Source organism: Streptomyces sp. NPDC002574 (assembly GCF_042889545.1).
Lineage (GTDB): Bacteria > Actinomycetota > Actinomycetes > Streptomycetales > Streptomycetaceae > Actinacidiphila.
Genome location: NZ_JBIARB010000003.1, coordinates 286329 through 313111, shown reverse-complemented (window position 1 = coordinate 313111; position 26783 = coordinate 286329). Strand labels below are relative to the sequence as shown.

General features: G+C 71.8%; 24 protein-coding genes. 12 read left to right on the top strand and 12 right to left on the bottom strand.

What is annotated here, in order from left to right; translation table 11 throughout:
* Positions 1-69: 69 nt before the first annotated feature.
* Positions 70-1494, top strand: a complete 1425-nt coding sequence (gene pyk, locus ACFYXS_RS08415) for a pyruvate kinase (RefSeq protein ID WP_389245255.1) — start codon at positions 70-72, stop codon at positions 1492-1494.
* 96 nt (positions 1495-1590) lie between these two features.
* Here the strand turns inward: pyk and ACFYXS_RS08410 are convergent, their stop codons facing one another.
* The 4 genes from ACFYXS_RS08410 to ACFYXS_RS08395 all read right to left on the bottom strand — a co-directional run bounded on the left by ACFYXS_RS08410 (position 1591) and on the right by ACFYXS_RS08395 (position 5768).
* Positions 1591-2826 carry a hydrogenase expression protein HypF gene (locus ACFYXS_RS08410; protein WP_389245253.1) on the bottom strand — a complete coding sequence of 412 codons (1236 nt, stop codon included), beginning with the start codon at positions 2824-2826 and terminating at the stop codon, positions 1591-1593.
* 43 nt (positions 2827-2869) lie between these two features.
* Positions 2870-3472: a DUF6114 domain-containing protein gene (locus tag ACFYXS_RS08405; protein ID WP_389245251.1), complete on the bottom strand. Its 603-nt coding sequence runs from the start codon at positions 3470-3472 to the stop codon at positions 2870-2872.
* Between the two features lie 96 nt (positions 3473-3568).
* Positions 3569-4195, bottom strand: coding sequence for a DUF6230 family protein (locus ACFYXS_RS08400; protein ID WP_389245249.1), 627 nt, complete (start codon positions 4193-4195; stop codon positions 3569-3571).
* Positions 4196-4811: 616 nt separating this feature from the next.
* On the bottom strand, positions 4812-5768 hold the full coding sequence (locus ACFYXS_RS08395) for a tetratricopeptide repeat protein (protein ID WP_389245247.1): 957 nt from the start codon (positions 5766-5768) through the stop codon (positions 4812-4814).
* Between the two features lie 191 nt (positions 5769-5959).
* Here ACFYXS_RS08395 and ACFYXS_RS08390 point away from each other — a divergent pair, with 191 nt between their 5' ends.
* Together ACFYXS_RS08390 and ACFYXS_RS08385 are read left to right on the top strand one after the other, a co-directional pair.
* Entirely contained in the window at positions 5960-6574 is a 615-nt protein-coding gene (locus ACFYXS_RS08390; protein WP_389245245.1) for a TetR/AcrR family transcriptional regulator, read from the top strand.
* Between the two features lie 330 nt (positions 6575-6904).
* Entirely contained in the window at positions 6905-8065 is a 1161-nt protein-coding gene (locus ACFYXS_RS08385; RefSeq protein WP_389245243.1) for a DUF3103 family protein, read from the top strand.
* A 108-nt stretch (positions 8066-8173) separates the two neighbouring features.
* Here ACFYXS_RS08385 and ACFYXS_RS08380 read toward each other — a convergent pair whose 3' ends face one another.
* The 3 genes from ACFYXS_RS08380 to ACFYXS_RS08370 all read right to left on the bottom strand — a co-directional run bounded on the left by ACFYXS_RS08380 (position 8174) and on the right by ACFYXS_RS08370 (position 10955).
* Positions 8174-9874, bottom strand: a complete 1701-nt coding sequence (locus ACFYXS_RS08380) for a methylmalonyl-CoA mutase (RefSeq protein ID WP_389245241.1) — start codon at positions 9872-9874, stop codon at positions 8174-8176.
* Positions 9875-10034: 160 nt separating this feature from the next.
* Positions 10035-10370, bottom strand: a complete 336-nt coding sequence (locus tag ACFYXS_RS08375) for a DUF3817 domain-containing protein (protein ID WP_389245239.1) — start codon at positions 10368-10370, stop codon at positions 10035-10037.
* Positions 10371-10448: 78 nt separating this feature from the next.
* Positions 10449-10955: a MarR family winged helix-turn-helix transcriptional regulator gene (locus ACFYXS_RS08370; protein WP_389245237.1), complete on the bottom strand. Its 507-nt coding sequence runs from the start codon at positions 10953-10955 to the stop codon at positions 10449-10451.
* A 413-nt stretch (positions 10956-11368) separates the two neighbouring features.
* On the opposite strand from ACFYXS_RS08370, the gene ACFYXS_RS08365 reads away from it, so the two are divergent.
* Positions 11369-12994 carry a M4 family metallopeptidase gene (locus ACFYXS_RS08365; RefSeq protein WP_389245235.1) on the top strand — a complete coding sequence of 542 codons (1626 nt, stop codon included), beginning with the start codon at positions 11369-11371 and terminating at the stop codon, positions 12992-12994.
* A gap of 46 nt (positions 12995-13040) precedes the next feature.
* Here ACFYXS_RS08365 and ACFYXS_RS08360 read toward each other — a convergent pair whose 3' ends face one another.
* A complete protein-coding gene (locus ACFYXS_RS08360) occupies positions 13041-14258 on the bottom strand; it encodes an MFS transporter (RefSeq protein ID WP_389245233.1) in 1218 nt (405 codons plus the stop codon).
* A gap of 97 nt (positions 14259-14355) precedes the next feature.
* Between ACFYXS_RS08360 and ACFYXS_RS08355 the strand changes: the two genes are divergently transcribed.
* A complete protein-coding gene (locus ACFYXS_RS08355; protein WP_389245231.1) occupies positions 14356-15330 on the top strand; it encodes a DUF5937 family protein in 975 nt (324 codons plus the stop codon).
* A gap of 57 nt (positions 15331-15387) precedes the next feature.
* Here the strand turns inward: ACFYXS_RS08355 and ACFYXS_RS08350 are convergent, their stop codons facing one another.
* Entirely contained in the window at positions 15388-15684 is a 297-nt protein-coding gene (locus ACFYXS_RS08350) for an MTH1187 family thiamine-binding protein (RefSeq protein WP_319659931.1), read from the bottom strand.
* On the bottom strand, positions 15681-16043 hold the full coding sequence (locus ACFYXS_RS08345; RefSeq protein ID WP_389245229.1) for a DUF3817 domain-containing protein: 363 nt from the start codon (positions 16041-16043) through the stop codon (positions 15681-15683). Before ACFYXS_RS08345 ends, ACFYXS_RS08350 begins: the two co-directional genes overlap by 4 nt.
* A gap of 180 nt (positions 16044-16223) precedes the next feature.
* Here ACFYXS_RS08345 and ACFYXS_RS08340 point away from each other — a divergent pair, with 180 nt between their 5' ends.
* From ACFYXS_RS08340 to ACFYXS_RS08320, 5 genes are all read left to right on the top strand, one after another.
* The gene (locus ACFYXS_RS08340) at positions 16224-17069 is read left to right on the top strand and encodes a DUF2127 domain-containing protein (RefSeq protein ID WP_389245816.1); all 846 of its coding nucleotides are present in this window, start codon (positions 16224-16226) and stop codon (positions 17067-17069) included.
* A 3-nt stretch (positions 17070-17072) separates the two neighbouring features.
* Positions 17073-17711 (top strand): AIM24 family protein, encoded by a 639-nt coding sequence (locus ACFYXS_RS08335; RefSeq protein WP_389245227.1) that lies wholly within the window; start codon positions 17073-17075, stop codon positions 17709-17711.
* Entirely contained in the window at positions 17711-18361 is a 651-nt protein-coding gene (locus tag ACFYXS_RS08330) for an AIM24 family protein (RefSeq protein WP_389245225.1), read from the top strand. The genes ACFYXS_RS08335 and ACFYXS_RS08330 overlap by 1 nt, the downstream gene beginning before the upstream one ends.
* Positions 18358-19134: an AIM24 family protein gene (locus ACFYXS_RS08325; RefSeq protein ID WP_389245223.1), complete on the top strand. Its 777-nt coding sequence runs from the start codon at positions 18358-18360 to the stop codon at positions 19132-19134. Before ACFYXS_RS08330 ends, ACFYXS_RS08325 begins: the two co-directional genes overlap by 4 nt.
* A 64-nt stretch (positions 19135-19198) precedes the next feature.
* Positions 19199-19675 carry a MarR family winged helix-turn-helix transcriptional regulator gene (locus ACFYXS_RS08320; RefSeq protein ID WP_389245221.1) on the top strand — a complete coding sequence of 159 codons (477 nt, stop codon included), beginning with the start codon at positions 19199-19201 and terminating at the stop codon, positions 19673-19675.
* 99 nt (positions 19676-19774) lie between these two features.
* On the opposite strand, the gene meaB is transcribed toward ACFYXS_RS08320, so the two are convergent.
* A complete protein-coding gene (meaB, locus tag ACFYXS_RS08315) occupies positions 19775-20731 on the bottom strand; it encodes a methylmalonyl Co-A mutase-associated GTPase MeaB (RefSeq protein WP_389245219.1) in 957 nt (318 codons plus the stop codon).
* Between the two features lie 167 nt (positions 20732-20898).
* A complete protein-coding gene (locus ACFYXS_RS08310; protein ID WP_389245217.1) occupies positions 20899-22098 on the bottom strand; it encodes an acetyl-CoA C-acetyltransferase in 1200 nt (399 codons plus the stop codon).
* 148 nt (positions 22099-22246) lie between these two features.
* Between ACFYXS_RS08310 and mce the strand changes: the two genes are divergently transcribed.
* Entirely contained in the window at positions 22247-22675 is a 429-nt protein-coding gene (gene mce / locus ACFYXS_RS08305; protein WP_389245215.1) for a methylmalonyl-CoA epimerase, read from the top strand.
* Between the two features lie 178 nt (positions 22676-22853).
* Positions 22854-26750 carry a polarized growth protein Scy gene (gene scy, locus ACFYXS_RS08300; RefSeq protein ID WP_389245813.1) on the top strand — a complete coding sequence of 1299 codons (3897 nt, stop codon included), beginning with the start codon at positions 22854-22856 and terminating at the stop codon, positions 26748-26750.
* Positions 26751-26783 lie beyond the last annotated feature (33 nt).

Below are 26783 nucleotides of genomic sequence, written 5' to 3'. Positions count from 1 at the left end.
GTCCGCACCGTCCACGACTCCCCCGCACGGGAAAATTCCGGAGCGGAACAAATTGATAGGATCGTCCTCATGCGCCGAGCGAAAATCGTCTGCACCCTGGGTCCCGCCGTCGACTCCTACGACCAGCTGAAAACGCTGGCCGAAGCCGGGATGAACGTGGCCCGTTTCAACTTCAGCCACGGCAGCCACGCCGAGCACGAGGAGCGCTACCACCGGGTGCGCAAGGTCTCGGAGGAGACCGGCCGCGCCATCGGTGTGCTGGCCGACCTCCAGGGCCCCAAGATCCGTCTGGAGACCTTCGCGGACGGCCCCGTGGAGCTGGTCGCCGGTGACGAGTTCACCATCACCACCGAGGACGTGGCGGGCGACAAGACCATCTGCGGCACCACCTACAAGGGCCTGCCCGGGGACGTCCGGTCCGGCGACCCGGTCCTGATCAACGACGGCAACGTCGCGCTGCGGGTGACCGAGGTCGACGGCGCCCGCGTGCGCTGCCTGGTCGTCGAGGGCGGTGTCATCTCCGACCACAAGGGCATCAACCTGCCCGGCGCGGCGGTCAACGTCCCCGCGCTGTCCGAGAAGGACATCGACGACCTGCGCTTCGCGCTGCGGATGGGCGTCGACATGGTCGCGCTGTCCTTCGTGCGCGACGCCAAGGACATCCGCGACGTGCACCGCGTGATGGACGAGGTCGGCCGCCGCGTGCCGGTCATCGCCAAGGTGGAGAAGCCGCAGGCGGTGGACAACATGGAGGACATCGTCGCGGCCTTCGACGCCGTGATGGTGGCCCGTGGCGACCTGGCGGTGGAGTACCCGCTGGAGAAGGTCCCCATGGTGCAGAAGCGGCTCATCGAGCTGTGCCGCCGCAACGCCAAGCCGGTGATCGTGGCGACCCAGATGATGGAGTCGATGATCACCAACTCCCGTCCCACCCGCGCCGAGGCCTCCGACGTCGCCAACGCGATCCTGGACGGCACGGACGCGGTGATGCTGTCCGCCGAGTCCAGCGTCGGCAAGTACCCGATCGAGACCGTGAAGACCATGTCGCGGATCATCGAGGCCGCCGAGGTCGAGCTGCTCAAGCAGGGACTGTGGCCGCTCAACGGCCGCAAGCCGCGCACCCAGGGCGGCGCCGTCGCCCGTGCCGCCGCCGAGCTCGCGGACTACCTGGACGCCAAGACGCTGGTCGCCTTCACCAAGTCCGGCGACACCGCGCGCCGGCTGGCCCGCTACCGCGTGCCGCAGCCGGTGGTCGCGTACACGACCGACGAGTCGACCCGCAACTTCCTCGCCCTGACCTGGGGCGTGCAGACCACCGTTGTGCAGTACGTCAGCACCACCGACGAGATGGTCGAGATCGTCAACGAGGAGATGCTGAAGCTCAACGACTACGCCGAGGGCGACACGGTGATCATCACCGCCGGTTCGCCTCCCGGTGAGGCCGGCACCACCAACCTCGTGCGGGTGCACCACCTCGGCCACCGCGCCGTCTGACCCGCGCCGCGCCGACGGAGAACGGCGGAGGGCGCCTCCCCCGCAAGGGGTGGGCGCCCTCCGCCGTGTGCGGCTCCCGGAAGGGTCCGGGCCCGGTCAGTCCGGGGTGTTGTACACGTGCATACCGGGGACCGTCAGGGTGCCGCCGAACTGGGCGGCCTGCTTCACCGTGACATTGGTGAAGAAGGCGATCGGCACGTTGACCGGCGGCGGGGTGTCGGGCGTGAACTCGATCGGGATGAGCCCGAAGAGGTTGCCCTTCAGCGACTCGGTGTACATCGTCACCGTGCCGCCGCGGATGGTCGACGTGCTGCCCTTGCGCGCCGCGACGTGGCCGACGGTGCCGTTCGGGCCGACGACCTCCTGGTCCAGGTCCTTGATGTCCAGGGTGGAGGCCGTGAACTTCAGTACCGGCTTGACCTTCCCGCTCCAGGTCTTCACCTCGACGATGCCCTTGTAGTCCAGGCCCGTGAGGGTCAGCAGGCTGCTGTGCAGCGTCCAGGGGTCGTCCGCGAGGAGGGCGGGGGTCTCCTGGTAGGCCGCGTCGGCCAGGGCCTGCGCGTCGTGCGTCGCGCACGGGAACGGGGTCTTCCCGTCCGCCGACGTGGCGAAGGGGTCGGGCGTGCTGTCGGGCGCCTGCGTCGCCTTGTCGGTGGCGTCGCCCGCGGCCTTGGTGACCTCGGACAGCGCCTTCTTGACCTCGTCGGTGGTGTCCTTGACGGTCTTGTCGACAGGCTTGTGCGTGGTGTCCGTCTTCGGGGTCTGCGACGTGGCGCTCGGGGTCGGCGTGGCCGTCGCGGAGGGCGCGGTGTCCGCCGGGGCGGAGTCCGTGCTCTTCTTGTCGACGCCCAGCAGGTTGCCCAGCGCGTCGCCGAGACCCAGCGGGTCCAGCGGGTTGGAGGACGGCTTCGTCGAAGGCGTGGACGGCGTGGACGGGTCGGTCGTCGCACCCGAGCCACCGCCCGACCCGGAGGTCGCGCCGCTGTCGCCCTTGTCGTCCCCGGCGCCCGTGCCGGAGTCGGACGCGCCGGGAGTCGGGGTCACCGAGGGCTTCGGCGTCTCCGGCTTGTCCTGCTCGTCCTGCTTGCCACCCTTGCCCGGCGTGCTGCTCGGCGTCGAGGACGGCGAGGGCTCGTCGGGCTGCTCCACGCACTTCGTACCGGAGAACGGGTTCTTCGGCAGTTCGTCGGCAGAGGCCAGCCTCGGGGTCAGTCCCATGCCCATCAGGACCGCCGTCGGCATCGCGGCCAGGGCTATCGCCTTGCCCGCCGGCATCTGCAGCTTGGTCAGCAGCGACTTCCTCGGGGCCGCGTGCCGCGGCCCCGGTCTCACACGGGTGCCGCTACCGGCGGCCGCGGAAGCCGGCTGATCCTCATCACCCCGCACTGTGCCTCCCGTTCGCGTCTACGGTTCGCTCTGTGCCGTCCGCCGCCTCCTGCGAGGCGGTACCGCCCGACGCCTCGGCGCGGTACTCGCCGTACGCCTGCGCGTAGGGCGAGTCCGGCGGGGGCACGTAGCCGGTGTCGCCGTCGTACCCCTTGTCGCCATCGGGCAGTTCCGCCGGCTGCGGGCCGCCCTCGGCGGGCGGGGCGCCCGGGGCCCAGGCCACGGAGAGCGCTCCGCCGACCAGCCCGAGTACGAAGCCCACGAAGAAGCCGCCGAAGTTGGAGACCACCAGGGAGACCAGGGCGAGCAGGATCGAGGCGATGCCCGCGAAGACCCGGACCGCCGACTGGAACCACATGGTCAGACCGAGGACGACCAGCAGCACGCCGATGATCAGCGAACCGGAGCCGGCCGTGGTGGCCATGGTCAGGCTGAGCGAGCCAAGGGTGATGTTGGCGTACGGGAAGTAGGCGATGGGCAGTCCGGCCAGAACCGTCAGCAGGCCCGCCCAGAACGGCCGCTGCCCGCGCCATACGCGGAAGCGGAACCGCCAATAGTCGAACCCGCTCAGTCCATGTGTGTCGGCGCTCATGGAAAACTGCTCCCTGGGACTGGCGTTACAAAGAAAAAAACGAGTGGTCGGGGAAAGGTGAGGGGCGTCCCGCGCCCCTCACCCCCCTAGTGGTGCTTAGAAGCACTCGTAGCCTGCGCCCGAGCCCTTCTTGACCGACATGCTCAGCCCACTGAGCTTGAAGGTTCCCGCGCTGGTGGCCCAGGCGGTCTGCTTCACGTCGGTCAGGTCGGCCGCGTCGGCCTCCTGCGCGAAGGAACCCGGGTCCGACTGGTCGCCGGCCTTGATGCCGGGACCCTTCTTGCTGTCTCCGGCCGCCACGCCGATGTTGATGTTGGTGAACGTGGCGTCCGCGTTCAGCTGGTCGAGGTCGATGTAGAGGTTCTTCGCCTCGACCTTCTTGTCACCGTTGCCGGCGCCCAGCTTCAGCGTCACGTCACCGAAGACGGGGACCGGCACCACGACGGACTGGCACAGCCCGGAGATCGTGGCGTTGCTGAACGCGGAGACCGCGACCGGGATCGGCTTGCCGCCGTGCTGGACGTCGATGGCTCCGTACTGGACGAAGCCCTCACCGTGCAGGCTGTCGGCCCGGACCTTGAACTGCTGGCCGGACACGCTGAACGACGCGGCAAGCGCGCCCTGACCCAGGGCCACGCCTATCGCGGCGGTGGCCGCGACGCTCGGCACCATGACAACGGCGAACCGCTTCCATCTGGTACCGCCGCGAATGAGCGACTCCATGACTTTCCTCCTTCTCGGACGTACATCTCCGGCCGGAATCGTGGGGATTGCGGCGGGATGGGAGAAGAGCTACGTCCTCGGGAAGGAGAGCGCCGTACAGACGGCCGTCACGCGGGTTGGCGGACGGCGTTGTCCGGAATTCGGCGATCACCCCCGAGCGACAACCACTGGCCACGCTCTCGCGCAACCTGCTGGACAGGCCCTGCCGGGTGGCAGAGACCCCCCTGTCCACGAGACGCGGCCGCTGCTGGCACAGCCTTCGCGTCCCGGCCCGGTGGGGACCCGTACGACGAGCGGGCGGCTGGATGCCGACACCTCGGCAACGGACCGAGCTTGGCCGATCGTGGTCCATTCGGGGCCGCTGCACAAGGGGCTTCGTTACTAGCGGGTAACGGTGCGATAACCCAGCTCACATGGTCTGGACCAGATCGACTACGCAGAGTGGTTGCGGCGAGGGTGTGAAATTGCCTCAAGGAGTGATAGATCCGGACAGAAGTCCGTCACTCTCTTACCGGAAGTAACAGCGGCCGCGCTTCATCAAGATTTGGTAAAGCGCGGCCGAAGCCACATTCGGCTCGAAAGGTCTTTCGAGGTGGGGACGGTCGGCGCGATCAGGTCAGAAGAGCACCCGGGCGAGTGCCGAGCGGGCCGCGGTCACCCGCGGGTCGTCCGGGCCGATCACCTCGAACAGCTCCAGCAGCCGTGTCCGGGCCGCGTCACGGTCCGCACCCGCGGAGCGGCGCACCGCCTCCACCAGCCGCCCGAAGGCGTCCTCCACATGTCCGCCCACCAGGTCGAGGTCGGCCACGGCGATCTGCGCCGCGACGTCGTCCGGGCGGTCCGCGGCGGCCTTGCGCAGCGCCTGCGGGTCGGCCCCCTCCACGCGCTGCAGCAGCTCCGCCTGGGCCAGGCCCAGCTTCGCCTCGAGGTTGCCCGGGTCGCCGGACAGCACGTTGCGGTACGCCTGGATCGCGCCACCGAGGTCACCCTGGTCGAGCGCGTCGTGCGCGGCGGTCAGGGCCAGCTCCTGCGGGCTCGGCGGGCGCTCCTCGGCCGGAACGGCGGGCGCGCCGCCCTCGACCGGGACGCCGACGATGCCGAAGCGCTGTTCGGCGACGGCGATCAGCTGGTCCAGCACCTCGCGGATCTGGTCCTCCGGGGCCGCGCCCTGGAAGAGCGGCATCGCCTGGCCGGCCAGCACCGCGAACACCGCGGGAATCCCCTGCACGCCGAACTGCTGCACCAGCAGCTGGTTCGCGTACACATCGATCTTGGCGACGACGACCCGGCCCGCGTACTCGGCGGCGAGGCGCTCCAGCGCGTCCTCCAACTGCACGCTGGCGTCCGCGCGGTCAGTCCAGAAGTGGACGACGACCGGGACCTCGGTGGAGCGCTGCAGGACGTCGGTCTCGAAGGTGGCCTCGGTGACTTCGGTCACCAGGGCGGGGGCGGGTACTCCCCCGGTGCGGGCGGCTTCCGCACGGGCCTGTTCGGCCTTTGTCTTGGCCTCACCGGCCGCCTTCACCGCGGCGAGGTCGACCACGCCGCTCATGGACATGTTCCGTGGCTGCATGGGACCAATCCTCCCCCCTCGTCGCGGTTCCCGGGGAATCGCCCCCCGGAAGCGCCGCAATGGCGCGTCATCACGGCGGGAAGCACGACGCGGGGTCCCCGCCCACGCCTCGTGGCTGCCGCCTGTTTCGATACGGGTCGTAGCGTAACTCCATGGTCGCGCACCGCGCAACGGGGATAGGGTGCCCAGCCATGTGCCCGCGTGAAACAGGACGAAGGACCGGCCGCCCCCGCAGCGCGGAGGCCGACCGGGCGATCCTGGACGCCGCGCGGCAGGCCCTGGTCGAGACCGGCTGGGGCAAGTTGACCATGGGCGACGTCGCGGCGCGGGCAAAGGTGGCCAAGACCACTCTCTACCGCCGCTGGGCCGGCAAGAGCGAACTCGTGGTGGACGCGGTGGCCGCGCTCTTCGACGAGTTGGAACTCCCCGACCGCGGCAGCCTGCGCGCCGATGTGGAGGGTGTGGTCCTGCAGTTCGCGGCCCTGCTGGAGCAACCCGCGACCAAGACCGCGCTGATGGCGGTGGTCGCCGAGGCCACGCACGACGAGGCGCTGCGGGAGCGGATCCGCGAGGCGATCGTCGACCGGCAGAAACGGCTGGTGATCGAGGGCCGGCGGCGCGCCCAGGCGCGCGGCGAGATCCCGCCCGACAGCGGCGACCCGGCGCCGCAGATCGACCTCATCTTCGACGTCATCGCCGGGGCCGTTGTGCACCGGACCCTCGTCTCCTGCGAGCCGGTCGACGCCGACTGGGCGTACCGCTTCACCACAGTCCTGCTCGGCGGGCTCTCGGCCGCCGCGGACTGACCGCCGGTGCGCCGGCCCGCCCCCGGCCTGTCTTCTGCCCACTCCGCCGGTATCGCAACTCCCTTGTGTCCGAGCACCGTTCGGCAGGACGTCTTCCGGCGGGCGTTCCCGGAAGTTCACCAATCGCGCGGTGCCGGCCTCTTGCCGGGATGTCATGGCACCGCCATGCTTACCCGCGGGTATCTACTCGCATAGATTCCTCACCGGTTCCGCACAGTTCCACACAGCTCTGCACAGTTCTGCGAAGTCCTGCCCAGCTCATCGCAGTTCCGCACTGCTCTGCCCTGACAGTGCGTCATAGATCGCTCGCCCCCAGGAGGATCGATCCACGTGAGACATCATCACCCTCGTCGGCGCGGCGCCGTCGTCTCCCTCGCCGCCTCCCTGCTCGCCCTGACGGCCGGCCAGACCGTGAGCGCCCTGCCCGCCACGGCCGCCCCTCACCCCCACACACCCGCCTCCGCGGTCTCCGCGGCCGAGGAGCAGGCGGCTCGTGCGATCGCCGGCTCGCTCACCGACTCCGCCTGGCGCGCCCGGGTCGGAAAGGCGACGCTCGCCTCCGACGAGGTCGCCGTCACCGCCCTGGCCGGCAAGGCCGGTGGCTCCCTGAAGGCCGAACTGGCCGCCGCCGACCGGCGGATCGCCGCCGCCAAGGGCCTGGACGCCGGTGTCGGCCCTCTGCTGCGGCTGCGGCTCGGTGACGACTCCATGCGCGCGGCGCTGAGCGCCGGTGTGGCGCCGTGGGTGACCGCGGCCTCCCAGGACGACGACGCCGCCACCGTCACCGCCTGGGACAGCCGGGGCCGCGCCCACACGCTGGACGCCCGCAAGGCGCCCTCGCACCCGGTGTACGTCGTGGACATCGACGGCTCCAAGGCGCTGGCCGCCGGTCTGGCCGTGATGAACAAGGAGCTGACCCGCTACGGCGTGGCCTCCGCCAAGGCCACTCCGTCGCGCACCCAGGCCCCCGCGGCCGGCGCGCGGGCGCAGGCGGCCACGGGCGGCTTCTGGACCACCCGCATCACCTCGGTCGAGCTGTCGGACGACGAGGAGCCCTGGGTCAAGGGCGACGCCGAGATCTACACCCTGGTCACCGGTTTCGGGCAGGACGGCGCCGTGCGCGTCGACCCGGTCGACATGCCGTACCTGGACAACGACGGCACGGTGTACCGGCCCAACCAGATCCTGGTGAACTGGTCGAACTACAAGTACAACCTCGCCGACGCCGTGATGATGGAGGAGGACGGCAGCACCAACTACCGCGACCTGGCCAAGGCCATCGCCACGGCGCTGCTCACCATCACCGACCAGGGCACCTACATCCCGCTGGTGAACGCGGTCCTGGACGCGATCCCGGACGACTGGTGGACCGACGACCCGGACTACGTCGACTCCTGGTACACCCTGGCGCAGAGCGACAACGGCACCCGCTACGGTGCCCGCGGCAACGGCTGGATGACCGTCGAGCCGTACTTCGTGCAGGAGTTCTGAGGCGCCACGGCGCATCGTGACACGAGGGCCGGCGGGAACCCTGGGTTCCCGCCGGCCCTCGGCGTTCGGGTGTCGCGCTGGTCCGGTGGTCCGGTCGCCCGGTCGCCCTCAGAAGCGGGCGGGCTCGGTGTAGCTGCCCCACTCGTCGCGCAGCGCGCCGCAGATCTCGCCGAGGGTCGCCTCGGCGCGCACCGCCTCCAGCATCGGCTCGATCATGTTGGTGCCCTCGCGGGCGGCGGTGAGCATCGCGTCCAGCGCCTTGCGCACGGCCGCGTCGTCCCGCAGGTCCTTGCGGCCGGCCAGGACCCGCACCTGCTCGCGCTCCACCTCGTGGCTCACCCGCAGGATCTCCAGGTCCCCGGTGACCGAGCCGGTGTGGCAGTTGACGCCGACGACCCGCTTGTCGCCCTTCTCCAGGGAGCGCTGGTACTCGAACGCCGCCTCGGCGATCCGGCCGGTGAAGTAGCCGTCCTCGATGCCGCGCAGGATGCCGGAGGTGATCGGGCCGACCGCGTGCCGGCCGTCGGGCACGGCGCGGGCGCCCAGTTCCTTGATCTTGTCGAAGATCTTCTCCGCGTCCGCCTCGATGCGGTCGGTCAGCGCCTCGACGTACCAGGAGCCGCCGAGCGGGTCGGCGACATTGGCGACGCCGGTCTCCTCCATCAGCACCTGCTGGGTCCGCAGGGCGATCTCCGCGGCCTGGGCGCTGGGCAGCGCCAGCGTCTCGTCCAGCGCGTTGGTGTGCAGGGAGTTGGTGCCGCCGAGCACCGCCGCCAGCGCCTCGACCGCGGTGCGGACGACGTTGTTGTACGGCTGCTGGGCGGTGAGCGAGACGCCCGCGGTCTGGGTGTGGAAGCGCAGCCACTGCGCCTTGTCGGACGTCGCGCCGTACACGTCGCGCATCCAGCGGGCCCAGATCCGGCGGGCGGCGCGGAACTTGGCGATCTCCTCGAAGAAGTCGAGGTGGGCGTCGAAGAAGAAGGAGAGCCCGGGCGCGAAGGTGTTGACGTCCAGCCCGCGCGACAGGCCCAGCTCCACGTAGCCGAAACCGTCGGCCAGGGTGTAGGCGAGCTCCTGCGCGGCCGTGGAGCCGGCCTCGCGGATGTGGTAACCGGAGACCGACAGCGGCTTGTACGCGGGGATCCCTGTCGCGCAGTGCTCCATCAGGTCGCCGATCAGGCGCAGGTGCGGCTCGGGGGCGAAGAGCCACTCCTTCTGCGCGATGTACTCCTTGAAGATGTCGGTCTGCAGGGTGCCGTTGAGCACCGCGGGGTCGACGCCCTGCCGCTCGGCGGCCACCAGGTACATGCAGAAGACGGGCACCGCGGGGCCGGAGATCGTCATGGAGGTCGTGACGTCGCCGAGCGGGATGTCCTTGAAGAGGATCTCCATGTCGGCGGCCGAGTCGATGGCCACGCCGCAGTGACCGACCTCGCCCAGCGAGCGGGGGTCGTCGGAGTCCCGGCCCATGAGGGTGGGCATGTCGAACGCGACGGACAGGCCGCCGCCGCCCGCCTCCAGGATCATCTTGTAGCGCTCGTTGGTCTGCTCGGCGTTGCCGAAGCCGGCGAACTGGCGGATCGTCCAGGTGCGGCCCCGGTAGCCGGTGGCGTGCAGACCGCGGGTGAACGGGTACTCGCCGGGCCAGCCGATCCGCTCGAAACCGGGCAGCTCGGCGCCGGCCGGGGGCCCGTACACCGGCTCCACGGTGTCGCCGGAGAGCGTGGTGAAGTCCGCCTCGCGCTTGCGGGAGGCGTCGTAGCGCGCCTGCCAGCGGCTGCGCCCCTCGTCAATGGCTGCAGCGTCCATGCCGGTGTCCGCCTCTCATCGGTGCGGGGCCGTCCTCGCACGTCCTTGTACAAGGAGGTTTACCCCTGTGGGCCGAAAATACTAGGACGTCCTAGTATTTGTCGACGGCAACACCCCCCACCCACGCGGGGAGGGGGGGTATCCGCAGGTCAGGCGGGTGTCAGACCTTGACGGGTTCACCCGTGGGGGCCACCAGCGGGGCCACCTCGCGGGTCACCTTGCGCTCCACGAAGAACGCGGCGGTGGGGACGGTCCCGGCCAGCAGCACCCACAGCAGCTTGCCGAAGGGCCACTTCGCCTTGGAACCGAGATCGAAGGCGAAGACCAGGTACAGGACGTAGAGCCAGCCGTGGGCGATGGCGACGACCTGGGTGAACGCCGCGGCGCCGTCGATGTCCAGGACGTACTTGGCGATCACGCCGATGGTCAGCAGGACCAGCAGCACACCCGTCACGTAGGCCAGGGCGCGGTACCGGGTCAGGACACTCTGCTTCATGGGCCGAAGCCTAACCGGTGCCGTTGCGCCGCTTTGCCCCGGGCCGCCCCGAAGCCGGCGGAGCGTCCCCCTCAGGGGTTACGCCTCGAAATCCCCGGCGGATATCCGCAGCGGCCGCAGCAGCGCGAAGATCTCCGCGCACTCGTCGTCGTCGTACGCCTGCAGGCCGAATTTCATCCCCATGAGGTCCTCGGTGGCCGCCTCGCACACCTCGCGGCCCTTGGCCGTGATGGAGGCCAGCGTGCCGCGCCCGTCGTTGGGGTTGGGGCGCTTGGCGACGAGACCGGCAGCCACCAGGCGGTCGACGGTGTTGGTGACCGACGTCGGGTGCACCATGAGGCGCTCGCCGATCTTGGACATCGTCAGCTCGCCCTCCTTGCTGAAGGCGAGCAGCACCAGCGCCTCGTACCGGGCGAAGGTCAGCCCGTAGGGCTTGACCACGGCGTCGACCTGACCCAGCAGGATCTGCTGGGCGCGCATGATCGACGTGATCGCGACCATCGACGGCACACGCCCCCAGCGACGGGTCCAGATCTCGTCGGCGCGGGCGATGGGGTCGAAGGGCAGGCTGAGCGGCTTGGACACAGGGCCGAGCCTACCCGCCGGTCACATGGCGGGCAGCCATGTCTCGCGGGGCGGGACAACGGCCCGTCAGGGACGACGGGTTCGTGATCGTACCGGGCACCCGCCGCACCTGTGTGAACGCAGTGTTTCAGCCACCCCGGGTCGGGGTTCCGACCGAAATCCTCCCCCTGCCGGGGAGGGTTTCCCCTACGTCCGGGCCGGGCTTGCCACCCTTTGGCACGGATGACCTGCGACGCCGCGCCGCACCCGCTCGCGACAACCGGCCATTCAATGAAATGCACCTGTCATTAATGGCCCGTTCAGTGCGACGCTCCTAGCCGCGCGGAACACCGCGCACCCCCCACACCCCCGGGTGCTGTTCCGCCCGGGGACCAGGCCTGCCGTCCCCACACGGCGGGACACAAGGAGTCACATTGCGCAAGAAGCTGGCACTCGGCACCCTCGTGGCCGCATCGGCACTTCTGGCCGGCGGTCTCCAGTCCTTCGCGGCGACCGCGCAGCCCACGCCTTCCGCCACCGCGCTCGCCGCCTCCCACGCGAAGGCCCTCACCGACGCCCACGGCCAGGCCGCCGCCCTGGCCGGCTCCCTCGGCCTCGGCGCCCAGGAACGGCTGACGGTCAAGGACGTCGTCGTCGACCCCGACGGCACCCGCCACCTGCGGTACGACCGCACCTACGCGGGGCTTGAGGTGCTCGGCGGCGACCTCGTGGTGCACCAGGACAGGAACGGCGCCACCCGGTCGGTCTCGCGGGCCGTCACCGCGGCGATCGCCCCCGCCACCCTCACCCCGGCCGTGACGCCGTCCGCCGCCCGCGACGCGGCCGCAGCCACGGTCAAGGGCCTGCTCAAGGCGCCTCTGGTCAAGGGCGAGGAGCCGCTGAGGGCGGTCGGCACGGCCGCCGCCCCGCAGAAGGTCGTTTGGGCCGTCAGCGGCACGCCCCGGCTCGCGTACCGGACCGTCGTCCACGGCACCCAGGCCGACGGCACCCCCAGTGAGCTCAACGTGATCACCGACGCCCGCACCGGCGCGGTGATCCAGAAGTACGAGGGCATCCAGACCGGCACCGGCACCGGCGTCCACGTCGGCTCGGTCGCCCTCACCACCACCAAGTCCGGCAGCACCTTCTCGCTGAAGGACGCGAGCCGCGGCGGCATCTCCACCACGGACCTGAACAACCGCACCAGCGGCACCGGGACCACGTTCACCGACACCGACGACGTCTGGGGCAACGGCTCCGCCTCCAACCGCCAGTCGGCGGGCGTGGACGCGCAGTTCGGCGCCGCCGCCACGTGGGACTTCTACAAGAACACCTTCGGCCGCTCGGGCATCAGGAACGACGGCAAGGGCTCCGTGTCGCGCGCCCACTACGGCAGCAACTACGTCAACGCGTTCTGGGACGACAGCTGCTTCTGCATGACCTACGGCGACGGCTCGGGCAACACCCACCCGCTGACCGCGCTCGACGTCTCGGGCCACGAGATATCCCACGGCGTGACCAGCGCCACGGCCGGCCTGACCTACTCCGGAGAGTCCGGCGGACTCAACGAGGCGACCTCCGACATCTTCGGCACGATGGTCGAGTTCAACGCCAACCTCGCCTCGGACACCCCGGACTACCTCATCGGCGAGAAGATCGACATCAACGGCGACGGCACCCCGCTGCGTTACATGGACAAGCCGTCCAAGGACGGCGGCTCCGCCGACTACTGGTCCTCCTCGGTGAAGAACCTCGACGTGCACTACTCGTCGGGCGTGGCCAACCACTTCTTCTACCTGCTCTCCGAGGGCAGCGGCGCCAAGACGATCAACGGCGTCAGCTACAACAGCCCGACGAAGAACGGCTCCACCGTCACCGGCATCGGCCGCACCAAGGCCGCGGCCATCTGGTACCGCGCCCTGACGGTGTACTTCACCTCGTCCACCAACTACGCCAAGGCCCGCACCGCGACGCTGAGCGCGGCCAAGGACCTGTACGGCAGCGGCTCCGCCGAGTACAACGCGGTCGCCGCCGCCTGGACCGGCGTCAACGTCGCCTGACGGTGACCCGGTGACGGATGACCGGTTGACCCGGCCGGCCCCCTGATCACTCGCGGTGCTGCGGACCGCCCCATACGGTCCGCAGCACCGCGAGGACGCACAAGGTGCCGGTCACGCAGGCCCACCCGTTCACCAGGTGGACGGGCACGAACTCCGCGGCGGCGCCGGCCGCCGCCATCCCCGCCCCCTGGACCGTCATCACGCCCGCCGCCTGCACGGTCATCGCCCGGCCGCGCAGTTCCTCCGGGACGGCCTCGACGAACCACTGGTCCACGCCCAGGGTGCAGGCACCGGTCAGCCCGGCCACGAACATCGCGGCCAGGGACCACGGCAGCGAGGGGCGCAGCAGGAAGACCGCGTAGGGCAGCAGGGTGCACGCCACCAGCGGTCCTGCGATCCGGCCGCGGGCCGCCGGGCTCAGGTACCCGCCCGCCAGGGACTCCCCGAGGACCATCCCGACCGGCATCGCCGCCATGAACAGCCCGAGCCCCGTCGTCCCCGCCCCCGCCGACGCCGCGTACGGCGCCGCGAGCGCCTCCGGGACGACGACGAAGAACGACGGCACCCACCCGAGCAGCAGGAGCGAGCGCACCCGGCGGTCGGCCAGCAACCGTCCCGTGCCGCCACCGCCGTCGCGCTCCCGCGTGCCGCGCGCGGGCCGACGCCGGGTGCCCAGCCGCAGCAGCAGCGCCGAACCGAGGAACGCGGCGGCGGTGAGCAGCAGCGCGGCGCGCGGGGTCAGGAAGACCAGCAGGATCCCGCCGAGCCCGAACCCGACGACCTGCGCCCCCTGCGCCACGATCCGGATCAGCGAGCGCCCCAGCACGAAGGCGTCGCCCGGGAGGATGTCGGCCAGGCTCGCCGCCCGCGTCCCGGAGAAGACCGGGGCGATCACCGCCATGAGGCCGCGCAGGGCCAGCAGGACGGCGATCGGCGTCCCCGGCAGCACCATCCCCGCCGCGCACGCCGCGCACAGCAGGTCGCAGACCACCAGCACCCGGCGCGGCGGCAAGCGGTCCGCGACCCCGGCCAGCAGCGTCCCGCCGACGGCGTACGGCATGAAGCCCAGCGCGAAGGTGAGGGCCGACAGCAGGGGCGAGGCGGTGAGCCGGAACACCAGCACGGACAGCGCGATCTGGGACACGACCGTGCCCTGCAGGGACAGCACGTGCGCCGCGAAGACGGCCCGGAACTCGCGCACGGCGAAGACGGCCCGGTAGCCCGCGGACGCGGCGGCCGGCGCGGCCGGCGTGTTCAGCGTCATGGACCGCAGCCTCGTGGCCCGGGCCGCGCCGTCGTAGTCTTTCGGTTCCAGCCGAAAGTCCGCGGGGTGCCGTCCGCGTCACGGGAGGGGGTCGGCGATGCCGCTCCACCTGCGATTCGGACCGGACGACCTGCTGCGCTGCCGGTTCGGCATCTCCCCGCTGTGGGAGGTCACGGGCGCGGTCCGCGCCCTCAAGGAGACCCGGCTGCACGCGTACCACCTGACCTGGCTGCGGGAGACGGAGGCGGCGGCAAGGGAGCTGGACCTCACGCCGCTGTGGCTGCTGATGCCGCGCCGCGGCCACACCCCGGACTTCCTGTCCCCACCGCCGGACAGCCCGCTGACCTCCGTCGAGCAGGATGTGGCCCGCGTACGCGCCACTGATCCAGCCGCCGCCCGCGACGATCTGGCCCGCGCCCTCGCCGACACCCCCGGCGCGGCGGAGACCCCGCAGGGCCGCGCCATGCTGGCCGATCCGGCGCGCGCGGTGCGGGAGTTGGCGGACCTCTGCGAGCAGGCCTGGCACGCGCTGGTCGCCCCGTACTGGCCCCGGCTGCGCGCGGTGCTGGAGGCCGACATCGCCTTCCGGGCCCGCCGGCTCGCGGACGAGGGGCTGACCGGGCTCTTCGCCGACCTGCATCCCTCGCTGAGCTGGGCGAACGGCACCCTGACGCTGCACCGGCCGACGGAGCACGACCGGGACCTCGGCGGCGACGGCCTGGTCCTGGCCCCCAGCGTCTTCGTCTGGCCGGACGTGGCATCGGGCTTCGACCCGCCCTGGCAGGGCACCGTCGTCTACCCGGCGCGCGGCATCGGCGGACTCTGGCAGGCCCCGCGGACCGGCTCCGACACCCTCGAACGCCTGCTGGGCGCCAACCGGGCCGCTCTCCTCGCCGGTCTCGGCGAACCGGCGACGACCACCGCGCTCGCCCACCGCCACGGTCTCGCCCTGTCCTCCGTCTCCTCCCACCTGTCCGTGCTCCGCGACGCGGGCCTGCTCACCTCACGCCGCTACGGCCACCAGGTCCTCTACGAACGCACCCCCCTGGGCACCGCTCTGGCGGGCGACTGAACGCGGACGACACGCGGGCGGCGCCGTGCACGCACGTGCACGGCGCCGCCCGGTGGACTACTCGCCCGCGAGGTACCGCTCGACGGTGGCGACCTTGGAGGTCAGCCCGTCGGTGACGCCGGGGCGGATGTCGGCCTTGAGGACGAGGGAGACCCGCGGGGCGCGGGCCTCGACGGCGGCGACGGCGCGGCGGACGACGTCCATGACCTCGTCCCACTCGCCCTCGATCGAGGTGAACATCGCGTCGGTGCGGTTGGGCAGCCCCGACTCGCGGACCACGCGGACGGCGTCCGCGACGTACTCGCCGACGTCCTCGCCGACGCCGACCGGGCTGACGGAGAAGGCGACGATCATGCCCCGACCGTCCCTCGGCCGAGGTCCTTGAGCTCCTTGCGGGCGCGGGCGGCGATCACGCTGTCCTCGGCCTCGCGGCGCAGCTTGCGCTCGGCGAAGAAGCCGCCGGTCGGCAGGACGGAGAGCAGGAGGTAGAGCGCGGCGCGGCCGATCGACCACTTGGCGCGGACCCAGGCGTCCAGCCAGAACAGGACGTAGAGGATGAACAGGACGCCGTGGACCGCCCCCATGACGGGGACCGCGTTGAAGTCCGTGGTGCGCTTGAGCACCGAGCAGATCAGCAGCAGCAGGAAGGACACCGCCTCCGGGGCGGAGACCAGGCGGAGCCGGTTCAGGGCGGATGCGGTCTTGATGTCCACGGGACCTCACTAACGGGACAGGGACAGCGGGAGGCGGGTCGGTACGGCGCTGGAGCGATTGTGAATGTGCTCACAAGAGCCCTGGCCATTATCACCCCACCCTCGCGCCGCTCCGCGCCCGGGGCCGGGTGCGGCGGGGACCGGATGAACCAAGTGCGCCTCCCCGGCGTCCTGCACCACATGACGTTCGACTGGGACCGCCGGCACTGCGCCCGGCGCGGGCACATCACGTACGCGCCCGACGAGGCGCATCTGCGCGAGCGGCTGCGCGCCGAGACCGCGCTCGGCGAGGTGTGGCGCTGCCTGCGCTGCGGGGACTTCGCGCTCGGCGAGCCGCACGGCTCGGGGCCCGCGGACCGCGCGCCCGAGGTGCCGCGCGGCCGTGCGCTGCGGGATCTGTTCATCCTGCGCTTCCTGGCCGTGGAGCGGCTGCTGCGCGGGCTGTTCATCGTGCTCGCGGCCTGGGCGGTGTGGCGCTTCAGCAACTCGCAGGACGCGGTGCGCCGCTTCTTCGAGGAGAACCTGGCGGTCTTCCGCCCGGTCTTCGAGCACTTCCACTACGACCTCGACCACTCCCCCGTGGTCGACACCATCCGCGGAACCTTCGACTACCGGCACTCCACGCTGCTGATCGTGGCCGGGGCGCTGCTGCTCTACGCGCTGATCGAGATCGTCGAGGCGGTCGGCCTGTGGGCGGCCAAGCGGTGGGCGGAGTACCTGACCGTCGTGGCGACGGCCGCCTTCCTGCCGCTGGAGATCTGGGAGCTCACCGAGAAGGTCAGCTACCTCAAGATCGGCACGCTGCTCCTCAACGTCCTCGCCGTCCTCTACATCCTGCTGTCCAAGCGGCTGTTCGGGCTGCGCGGCGGCCACGCGGCCTTCGAGGCCGAGCGGCGCGGCGCCTCGCTGCTGGAGGTCGAGGAGGCCGCGGGCACCACCGGCACCACCGGCACCACCGGGACATCCGGTGAAGGCCCTGTGACGAGGACCCTGGTGACGGGTTCCTCCCGGACGGATACGGTCTGACCCGTGGCTCAGTTTCGATTGCAGGGCAGCAAGGTGCTCGTCGTGGACATGGCCGGCGACGCCGTGAAGGCGAAGAACGGCTCGATGGTCGCCTACGACGGCCAGATGCAGTTCAAGAAGATGTCCGGTGGCGGCGAGGGTCTGCGCGGCATGGTGACCCGGCGGCTCACCGGCGAGTCGATGGAGGTCATGGAGGTACGGGGGCAGGGCACCTGCTACTTCGCCGACCGCGCGAGCGAGATCAACCTCGTCCGGCTGAACGGCGAGAAGCTGTACGTCGAGGCCAGCAATCTGCTGGCGACCGAGGCGACGCTGCGCACCGGCACCACCTTCACCGGGCTGCGCGGTGCCTCCCAGGGCAACGGCCTGTTCACCACCACGGTGGAGGGCATGGGCCAGGCGGCGATCATGTCCGACGGACCCGCCGTGGTGCTGCGCGTGGCCCCCGGCATGCCGCTGCAGGTCGACCCGGGCGCCTACGTGGCGCACACCGGCCGTCTGCAGCAGCACTTCCAGGCGGGCATCGGCTGGCGCGCCATGATCGGCGAGTCCGGCGGCGAGTCCTTCCAGATCCGCTTCGAGGGCGACGGCCTGGTGTACGTCCAGCCCAGCGAGCGCAACACGGTCGGGGGGCAGATCTGATGCCGTTCACGCGGATCAACTCCAAGATGGTCGAGGCCCAGGTGCTGCCCGGCCAGCGGCTGTTCAGCCAGCGGGGCGCGATGCTCGCGTACCGCGGGAACGTCTCCTTCACCCCCAACGTCCAGGGCGGGCAGGGCGGCATCGGCTCGATGATCGGCCGCCGGATGGCGGGCGAGGCGACGCCGCTGATGACCGTCGAGGGCCACGGCTCGGTGATGTTCGGGCACGGCGGCCACCATGTGCACTGCATCGACCTGACCGGCGACACCCTCTACGTCGAGGCGGACCGCCTGCTCGCCTTCGACGGCACCCTGCGGCAGAGCACGATGTTCATGGGATCCCAGGGCGGCGTCATGGGCGTCATCCGCGGCCAGGTGACGGGTCAGGGCCTGTTCACCACGACGCTGCAGGGCCAGGGCGCGGTGGCGGTCATGGCGCACGGCGGCGTGATCGAGCTGCCGATCACCCCGCAGCGTCCGGTGCACGTCGACCCCCAGGCGTACGTCGCCCACCGCGGCGACGTCCGCAACAAGCTGTCCACCGCGCTCGGCTGGCGCGACATGGTGGGCCGCGGCTCCGGCGAGGCGTTCCAGCTGGAGCTGTCGGGGCAGGGCACGGTCTACGTCCAGGCAAGTGAGGAGAAGCTGTGACCGCGAACGGCCCGGTCGTCCACGACCCGTACACCCTGCCGGTCGACGACAACGTCAACCCGTACGCCTTCAGCGTCGACCTGAAGGGCCAGTGGTTCCTGCAGAAGGGGAAGATGATCGCCTACTACGGGCAGATCTCCTTCCACGGCATCGGCCACGGCGCCCTCGACGGCCTGATCCGCGCCAACTTCCATTCCCCGCTGCACGCTTCGGACTGGGTGGTCGCCGAGGGCCAGGGCAAGATGATCCTCGCGGACCGCGCCTTCGACGTGAACTCCTACGACCTGGAGGACGGCAACCTCACCATCCGGTCGGGGAACCTGCTGGCCTTCCAGCCGGGGCTGGCGCTCAAGCAGTCGATCATCCCGGGCTTCCTGACCCTCATCGGCACGGGGAAGTTCGTCGCCGCGTCCAACGGCGCGGTGCACTTCGTCGAGCCCCCGGTCCGGGTGGACCCGCAGGCCCTGGTGGGCTGGGCGGACTGCCCGTCGCCCTGCCACCACTACGACCACGGGTACATGCGCGGCGTGCTGGGCGGCCTGCGGGCGCTGACCGGGATCGGCGGCACCTCGGGCGAGGAGCACCAGTTCGAGTTCGTGGGCGCGGGCCAGGTGCTGCTGCAGTCGACGGAGGTGCTGATGCCCGAGCAGGCGACCGGCGCGGTCCCGCACGAGGCCGGCGTGCCGGGCGCGGGAGCCGGTGCCCCGGGCGGGCCGGGCGCGCCGCGGCTGCCGGGGCAACTGGGCGACCTGCAACGCCGTTTCGGACTGTGACCGCACGGACACGCAACAGGACCCCGATTAATACGGATTTCAACATTCTGGGTATAATTCCAGCATGGAGACTGAGAACGGCACCATCTGGCTGACCGGCGACGAGCAGCGCACCTGGCGCACCCATCTGGAGGTCAGCAAACTGCTGACCCACCAGCTCGAACGGGACCTGCAGCCGTTCGGTCTGACGTACAACGACTACGAGATCCTGGTCAACCTCTCCGAGTCCCCCGAGCACCGCATGCGGATGAGCGACCTCGCCCGCGCGACGCTGCAGTCCAAGAGCCGGCTGTCCCACCAGATCAGCCGGATGGAGACCGCGGGCCTGGTCCGCCGGGAGAACTGCGAGTCCGACCGGCGCGGGCTGTTCGCCGCCCTCACCGAGGACGGCTGGGAGACGATGCGCAAGGTCGCCCCGCACCACGTGGCGGCCGTGCGGGAGCACTTCATCGACCTGCTCCCGGCGGAGGACCTGGTGGCGCTGCGCAAGGCGCTGGCCCCGGTCGCGGAGCACCTGCGCGCGGTGCGCGGACGCGTCTGACCCGCGGGCCCGCCGGGCGGCGCCGCGTGCGCCGGCCCGGACGGGTCGCCCGGGCCCGGGCTCCGTTCCCTGTCTCCGCCCGGCCGCTCCCGCCCCGCGTCAGGCCCGCTCGGTCAGGCCCGCGACCAGTTCGTCGGCCGCCGCGTACGGATCCAGCTCGCCGGCGACGATGCGCTCGGCCAGGGCGCCCAGCCGTCGGTCGCCGTGCAGGTCGCCGATCCGCTCCCGCAACGCCGTGACGGCGATGTGCTCGACCTCCAGGGCGGCCCGGCGCATCCGCCGTGCCGCCAGCACGCCGTGCTCCTCCATCCAGGCCCGGTGCTTCTCCAGGGCCTCGACGACCTCGTCGATCCCCTCCCCGCGGGCGGCGACCGTCTTGACGATCGGCGGCCGCCAGTCGCCCGCCTGCCGGGCCTCGCCCAGGCCCAGCATGTGGTTGAGCTCGCGGGCGGTGGCGTCGGCGCCGTCGCGGTCGGCCTTGTTGACCACGTAGACGTCGCCGATCTCCAGGATCCCGGCCTTCGCGGCCTGGATGCCGTCGCCCATCCCCGGCGCGAGCAGCACCACCGAGGTGTCCGCCTGGGCCGCGATCTCCACCTCCGACTGCCCGACGCCGACGGTCTCCACGAGGATGACCTCGCAGCCCGCCGCGTCCAGCACCCGGATCGCCTGCGGCGCGGCCCACGCGAGGCCGCCCAGATGGCCGCGGGTGGCCATGGAACGGATGTAGACCCCCGGGTCGGAGGCGTGGTCGCTCATCCGGACCCGGTCGCCCAGCAGGGCGCCCCCGCTGAACGGCGACGAGGGGTCCACCGCGAGCACCCCGACCCGCTTCCCGGCCCGGCGGTAGGCCGAGACCATCGCCGAGGTCGAGGTCGACTTGCCGACACCGGGCGAGCCGGTCAGCCCGACCACGTACGCTCCGCCGGCCAGCGGCGCGAGGGCCGCCATCACCTCACGCAGCTGCGGGGACGCCCCCTCCACCAGTGAGATCAGCCGGGCGACCGCCCTCGGGCGGCCCTGCCGCGCCTGCTCCACCAGGGTGGGGACGTCCATCACTGCGTGCTCCTCTTCAATTGAGGGCTCGGCTCGCCTCCGGGGTGCGCAAGCCCCTGTCGACGGTCGACCGTGCTCGCCCGCGCGTTCCTCGCGGGCTCCGCGCGCTCTCCCTCTCGGCAGCGGCCGCACCCCTTCGGCTCACTCGCCCACAGGGTGTCCGGGTGTCAGTTGGCCGGGACGCGGATGATCAGCGCGTCGCCCTGACCGCCGCCACCGCACAGCGCGGCCGCGCCGACGCCGCCGCCGCGGCGCTTGAGCTCCAGCGCCAGGTGGAGCACGAGGCGGGCGCCGGACATGCCGATCGGGTGACCGAGGGCGATGGCGCCACCGTTCACGTTCACCTTTTCAGGTGTCACGCCCAGGTCCTTCATCGACTGCACGGTCACCGCGGCGAACGCCTCGTTGATCTCGATGAGGTCCAGGTCGGCCACGCTGAGGCCGGCCTTCTTCAGCGCGTGCGCGATGGCGTTGGACGGCTGCGACTGCAGCGAGTTGTCCGGGCCGGCCACGTTGCCGTGGGCGCCGATCTCGGCAAGCCACTCCAGACCCAGCTCCTCGGCCTTCTCCTTGCTCATCACGACCACCGCGGCGGCGCCGTCGGAGATCTGCGAGGAGGTGCCGGCCGTGATGGTGCCGTCCTTGCTGAAGGCGGGGCGCAGCTTGCCCAGGGACTCGACCGTGGTCTCGGCCCGGATGCCCTCGTCCTTGCTGAAGACCACCGGGTCGCCCTTGCGCTGCGGGACCTCCACCGGGGTGATCTCGGCGTCGAACAGGCCGTTCTTCTGGGCGGCCGCCGCGCGCTGGTGGGACAGGGCGGCGATCTCGTCCTGCTCGGCGCGGGCGATGCCCAGGCGGGTGTTGTGCTTCTCGGTCGACTCGCCCATGGCGATGTTCTCGAAGGAGTCGGTCAGGCCGTCGTGGGCCATCGCGTCCAGCATCTGCACGGCGCCGTACTTGAAGCCCTCGCGGGACTTCGGCAGCAGGTGCGGGGCGTTGGTCATGGACTCCTGGCCGCCGGCCACCACGACGTCGAACTCACCCGCGCGGATCAACTGGTCCGCCAGGGCGATCGCGTCCAGTCCGGACAGGCAGACCTTGTTGATGGTGAGCGCCGGGACGCTCATCGGGATGCCGGCCTTGACCGCGGCCTGGCGGGCGGGGATCTGCCCGGCGCCGGCCTGCAGCACCTGGCCCATGATCACGTACTCGACCTGGTCGGCGGGGACGCCCGCCCGGTCCAGGGCCGCGTTGATGGCGAGGGCGCCGAGCTCGGCGCCGGAGAAGCTGCGGAGCGAGCCGAGCAGGCGGCCCATCGGAGTGCGGGCGCCCGCGACGATCACGGACGTACGTGCCTGGCTGGTCATGACGCGGCCCCTTTGCACGGAGGGTGGGTTAACGATGGTTTCACGAGGGTGGTGTCAATGTACTGAGCGGTACGTCGGCGGTCACGAGGCGGACGGTGTGATCGCGGGCACGTTGCGTGACCATGCGTCCCGGCGGTCCACTGGAGTCATGCTGACTCGAATCGATCACATCGGTATCGCATGTTTCGACCTCGACACGACCGTCGAGTTCTACCGTGCCACGTACGGCTTCGAGGTGTTCCACTCCGAGGTCAACGAGGAGCAGGGCGTCCGCGAGGCCATGCTGAAGATCAACGAGACCTCGGACGGCGGCGCGTCCTACCTGCAGCTGCTGGAACCGACCCGCGAGGACTCCACGGTCGCGAAGTGGCTGGCCAAGAACGGTGAGGGCGTCCACCACATCGCCTTCGGCACCGAGGACGTGGACGGGGACGCCGCGGCCGTGCGGGACAAGGGCGTGCGGGTGCTGTACGACAGCCCGCGCACCGGCACGATGGGGTCCCGGATCACCTTCCTGCACCCCAAGGACTGCCACGGGGTTCTCACCGAGCTCGTCACCTCGTCCAAGGAGCACTGACCGGACACGACTCGCCCCGGTAGAGTGGCGGGGCGACCCCGGGGTGGGCTGGGGTACCTGCCCGCGCCTCGGCGTGGGATCGGACACAATTCTCCGTAAGGCTCCGCGGTAAACGGGGCCCCGGGGAATCTCACTCGGTTGGCGGGTGGGTACACCAGGAGACGGATGGGACCGCGGAGTGCGGGGCTACGACCGCTACGAGGTTGAGGAAGACCACCTCTCGCAGTTCGAGGCCGAGATGGAGCGGCTTCGGAAAGAGCGGGACAAGGTCGTCCAACATGCCGACGACCTCGGATACCAGGTCGAGGTGTTGCGCGCCAAGCTGCACGAGGCGCGACGCAACCTCGCGACCCGTCCTGCCTACGACACCATGGGTCTGCAGGCGGACCAGCTGCTGCGCAACGCCCAGATCCAGGCCGACCAGCTGCGCGCCGACGCCGAACGGGAGCTGCGCGAGGCCCGCGCCGCCACCCAGCGGCTGCTCCAGGAGCAGGCCGAGCACCAGTCCCGCGTGGAGGCGGAGTGGCACGCCGAGGCGGTGGCCCGGCGCCGCCGCCTGGACGAGGAGCTGGCCGAGCGCCGGACCAACGTCGAGAGCCACGTCAACGAGAACGTCGCCTGGGCGGAACAGCTGCGCGCCCGCGCCGAGTCCCAGGCCCGGCGGCTCATGGAGGAGAGCCGGGCCGAGTCGGAGGCGGCGCTGGCCGCCGCCCGTGCCGAGGCCCAGCGGATCGCCGAGGGCGCCCGCGACCGGCTGGAGTCCGAGGGCTCGGCGGCCCGCGCCGAGGCGGAGCAGTTGCTGCGCCGGGCCCGCGCGGACGCCGAGCGTCTGCTCAACGCCGCCGCCAACCAGGCGCAGGAAGCGACCTCCCAGGCCGAGCAGCTGCGCACGTCCAGCCGCAGCGACACCGAGAACGCCCGCAGCCAGGCCGCCGAACTGACCCGGTCCGCCGAGGAGAAGCTCCGCGACGCCGAGGAGAAGCTCCGCGAGGCGCAGAGCGAGTCCGAACGGCTCCGCGAGGAGGCGGCGAGCAACGCCGCCAAGCGGCTGTCCGTCGTGGACGCCGACAACGAGCAGCGCACCCGTACCGCCAAGGCCGAGGTCGCCCGCCTGGTCGCGGAGGCGACCAAGGAGGCGGAGGCCGCCAAGGCCGAGGCCGAGCAGGTCGTCGCGGACGCCAAGGCCGAGGCCGATCGCGTGCTCGCGAACGCCCAGGAGACCGCCAAGTCCGAGGCGGCCGAGGACGCCGCGGCCGCGCTGGCCAAGGCGGCCCGTACCGCCGAGGAAGTGCTCACCAAGGCCACCGAGGACGCCCGCGCCACCACCCGTGCCGCGAGCGAGGAGGCCGAGCGCATCCGCCGCGAGGCGGAGTCCGAGGCGGAGCGGCTGCGCGGCCAGGCCGAGGAGTCGGCCGAGCAGTTGCTGGGCACGGCCAAGGACGACACCAAGGAGTACCGGGCCAAGACGGTCGAACTGCAGGAGGAGGCGCGCCGACTGCGCGGCGAGGCCGAGCAGTTGCGCGCCGAGGCGGTCGCCGAGGGCGAGCGCATCCGCGGCGAGGCCCGGCGCGAGGCCGTCCAGCAGATCGAGGAGGCGGCCAGCTCCGCCGAGGAGCTGCTGACCAAGGCCAAGGCCGACGCGGCCGCGCACCGGCAGACCGCCAACGCCGAGTCCGACCGGGTCCGCACCGAGGCCATCGAGCGGGCCGCCGGCCTGCGCCGCCAGGCCGACGAACTGCTGGAGCGCGCCCACGGCGAGGCCGAGCAGGTGCGCGAAGAGGCGCAGCAGCAGGCCGACCAGGTGCGCGCGGACGCCGAGACGGCCGGCGCCGCGCTGCGCGAGGAGGCCGAACGGGGCGCCGAGCGGCTGCGCGACGAGGCCGAGGCCGACCTGGTCCGGCAGCGCGAGGAGGCCGAACGGCGCATCACCGCCGCCGAGGAGGCGCTGCGCGAGGCCCGCACCGAGGCCGACCGGCTGCGCCGGGAGGCGGCCGAGGAGGTCGCCGCGCTGCGCGCGGAGGCGGCCGAGCGGGTGCGCACCCTGCAGGAGCAGGCCGAGCAGGACACCCTGCGGCTGCGCGACGAGGCGGCCGCCGACGCCTCGCAGAGCCGTGCCGAGGCCGAGCAGTCCGCCGTGCGGCTGCGCGGCGAGGCGGCCGCCGAGGCCGAACAGCTGCGCACCGAGGCGCAGGAGACCGCCGACCGGGTACGGGCCGAGGCCCAGGAGACCGCGGGACGGCTGCGGGCCGAGGCCGCCGAGGCGCTGTCCGCCGCCCAGGAGGAGGCCGGCCGGCGTCGCCGCGAGGCCGAGGAACTGCTGGGCGCCGCACGCGGCGAGGCAGAGCAGGAGCGGGCGCAGGCCCGCCAGGAGAGCGACGAGCTGCTGGCCGGCGCCCGCAAGCGGGCGGAGGAGGCCGGTGCCGAGGCGGAGCGGCTGGTCGCCGAGGCCGAGCGGCACGCCGCGGAGCTGATCGGCGCGGCCGAGACGACCGCCCAGCAGGTGCGGGAGTCCGTCAACGGGCTGCACGAGCAGGCCGAGGAGGAGATCGTCGGGCTGCGCTCGGCCGCGGAGCACGCGGCGGAGCGCTTGCGGAGCGAGGCCCAGGAGGGCGCCGACCGGCTGCACGCGGAGGCCAACGCCGAGCGCGAGCGGGCCGGCGAGGACGCGTCCCGGCTGCGCCGTGAGGCGCAGGAGGAGGCCGAGTCCGCCCGCCAGCTGGCCGATCGCACCGTCACCGAGGCGATCGAGGAGGCCGACGCGCTGCGGGCGGAGACCCGCGAGGAGGCCAACCGCCTTCGGGTGGACGCCGCCGAGCAGGTGGACCGGCTGCTGTCGGAGGCCGTCGACGAGGCCGACCGGCTGCGCACCGAGGCCGGCACCCAGGTCGAGGAGATGCTCGGCAAGGCGCAGCGCGACGCCGAGCGCCTGGGCATCCTCGCCAAGGACGCCCTGGAGGGCGCCGAGCGGGACGCCGTGGAGCGCCGCCGGGCCGCCGAGGAGGCGCTGGGCGCCGCGGAGGCGGAGTCCCGCCGTCTGCTGGACGAGGCCAGGAACGAGGCCAACAAGCGCCGTACGGAGGCCGCCCAGCAGGCCGACCAGCTCATCGGCAAGGCGCGGACGGAGGCCGAGCGGCTCGGCATCCTGGCCAAGGACGCCCTGGAGTCGGCGGAACGGGACGCGGAGGCGGCCCGTGCGGAGTCCGACCGGATGCGCGACGAGGCCCGCGAGGACGCCAACAAGCGCCGCGGCGAGGCGGCCGCCCAGGCGGACGAGCTGATCTCCGGGGCCCAGTCGGAGGCGCGGAAGATCGGTGCCGCGGCCGAGGAGCAGGCCGACACCATGGTGGGCGCCGCCCGCAAGGAGGCCGACCGGATCGTCGGCGAGGCCACCAACGAGAGCAACGGCCTGGTGGAGCGGGCCCGTACCGACTCCGACACCATGCTGGAGGAGGCCCGCCGGGACGCCACCGCCATAAGGGAGCGGTCGCAGGAGCTGCGGCAGCGCGTCGAGGCGGAGGTAGAGGAGCTGCACGAGCGGGCTCGCGCGGAGGCCGCCGCCACGATGAAGTCGGCGGGCGAGCGCGTGGACAAGCTGGTGGAGGCCGCCACCGAGCAGCTGACCAAGGCCGAGGCGAAGGCGCGTGAGCTGGTCTCCGACGCCGAGGCGAAGGCCGAGGAGACCCGGTCGACCGCGAGCGCGGAGGCCAGCAAGGTCCGCATCGCGGCGGTGAAGAAGGCCGAGGAGCTCCTCAAGGGCGCCGAGCAGAAGAAGATCGACACCGAGCGGGACGCGGAGCGGTCGCGTGCCGAGGCGCGCACCGAGGCCGAGAGGATCGTCACGGAGGGTAAGCGCGAGCTGGAGGTGCTGGCCCGGCGCCGCCAGGACATCAACGCGGAGATCACCCGCGTGCAGGATGTCCTTGAGGCACTGGAGTCATTCCAGACGCCGCTCGACGGGGGAAAGAGCAACAGTCAGAACGGCACACAGAACGGCAAGAACACGGTCGCCGCCGGGGCGGCGTCCGGAACCACCCGAACAGGGGGCAAGCGGTCCGACGATGCACCACTCGATTGAGCGGTCATTGTGCACAGTTACTGGACAGTGACT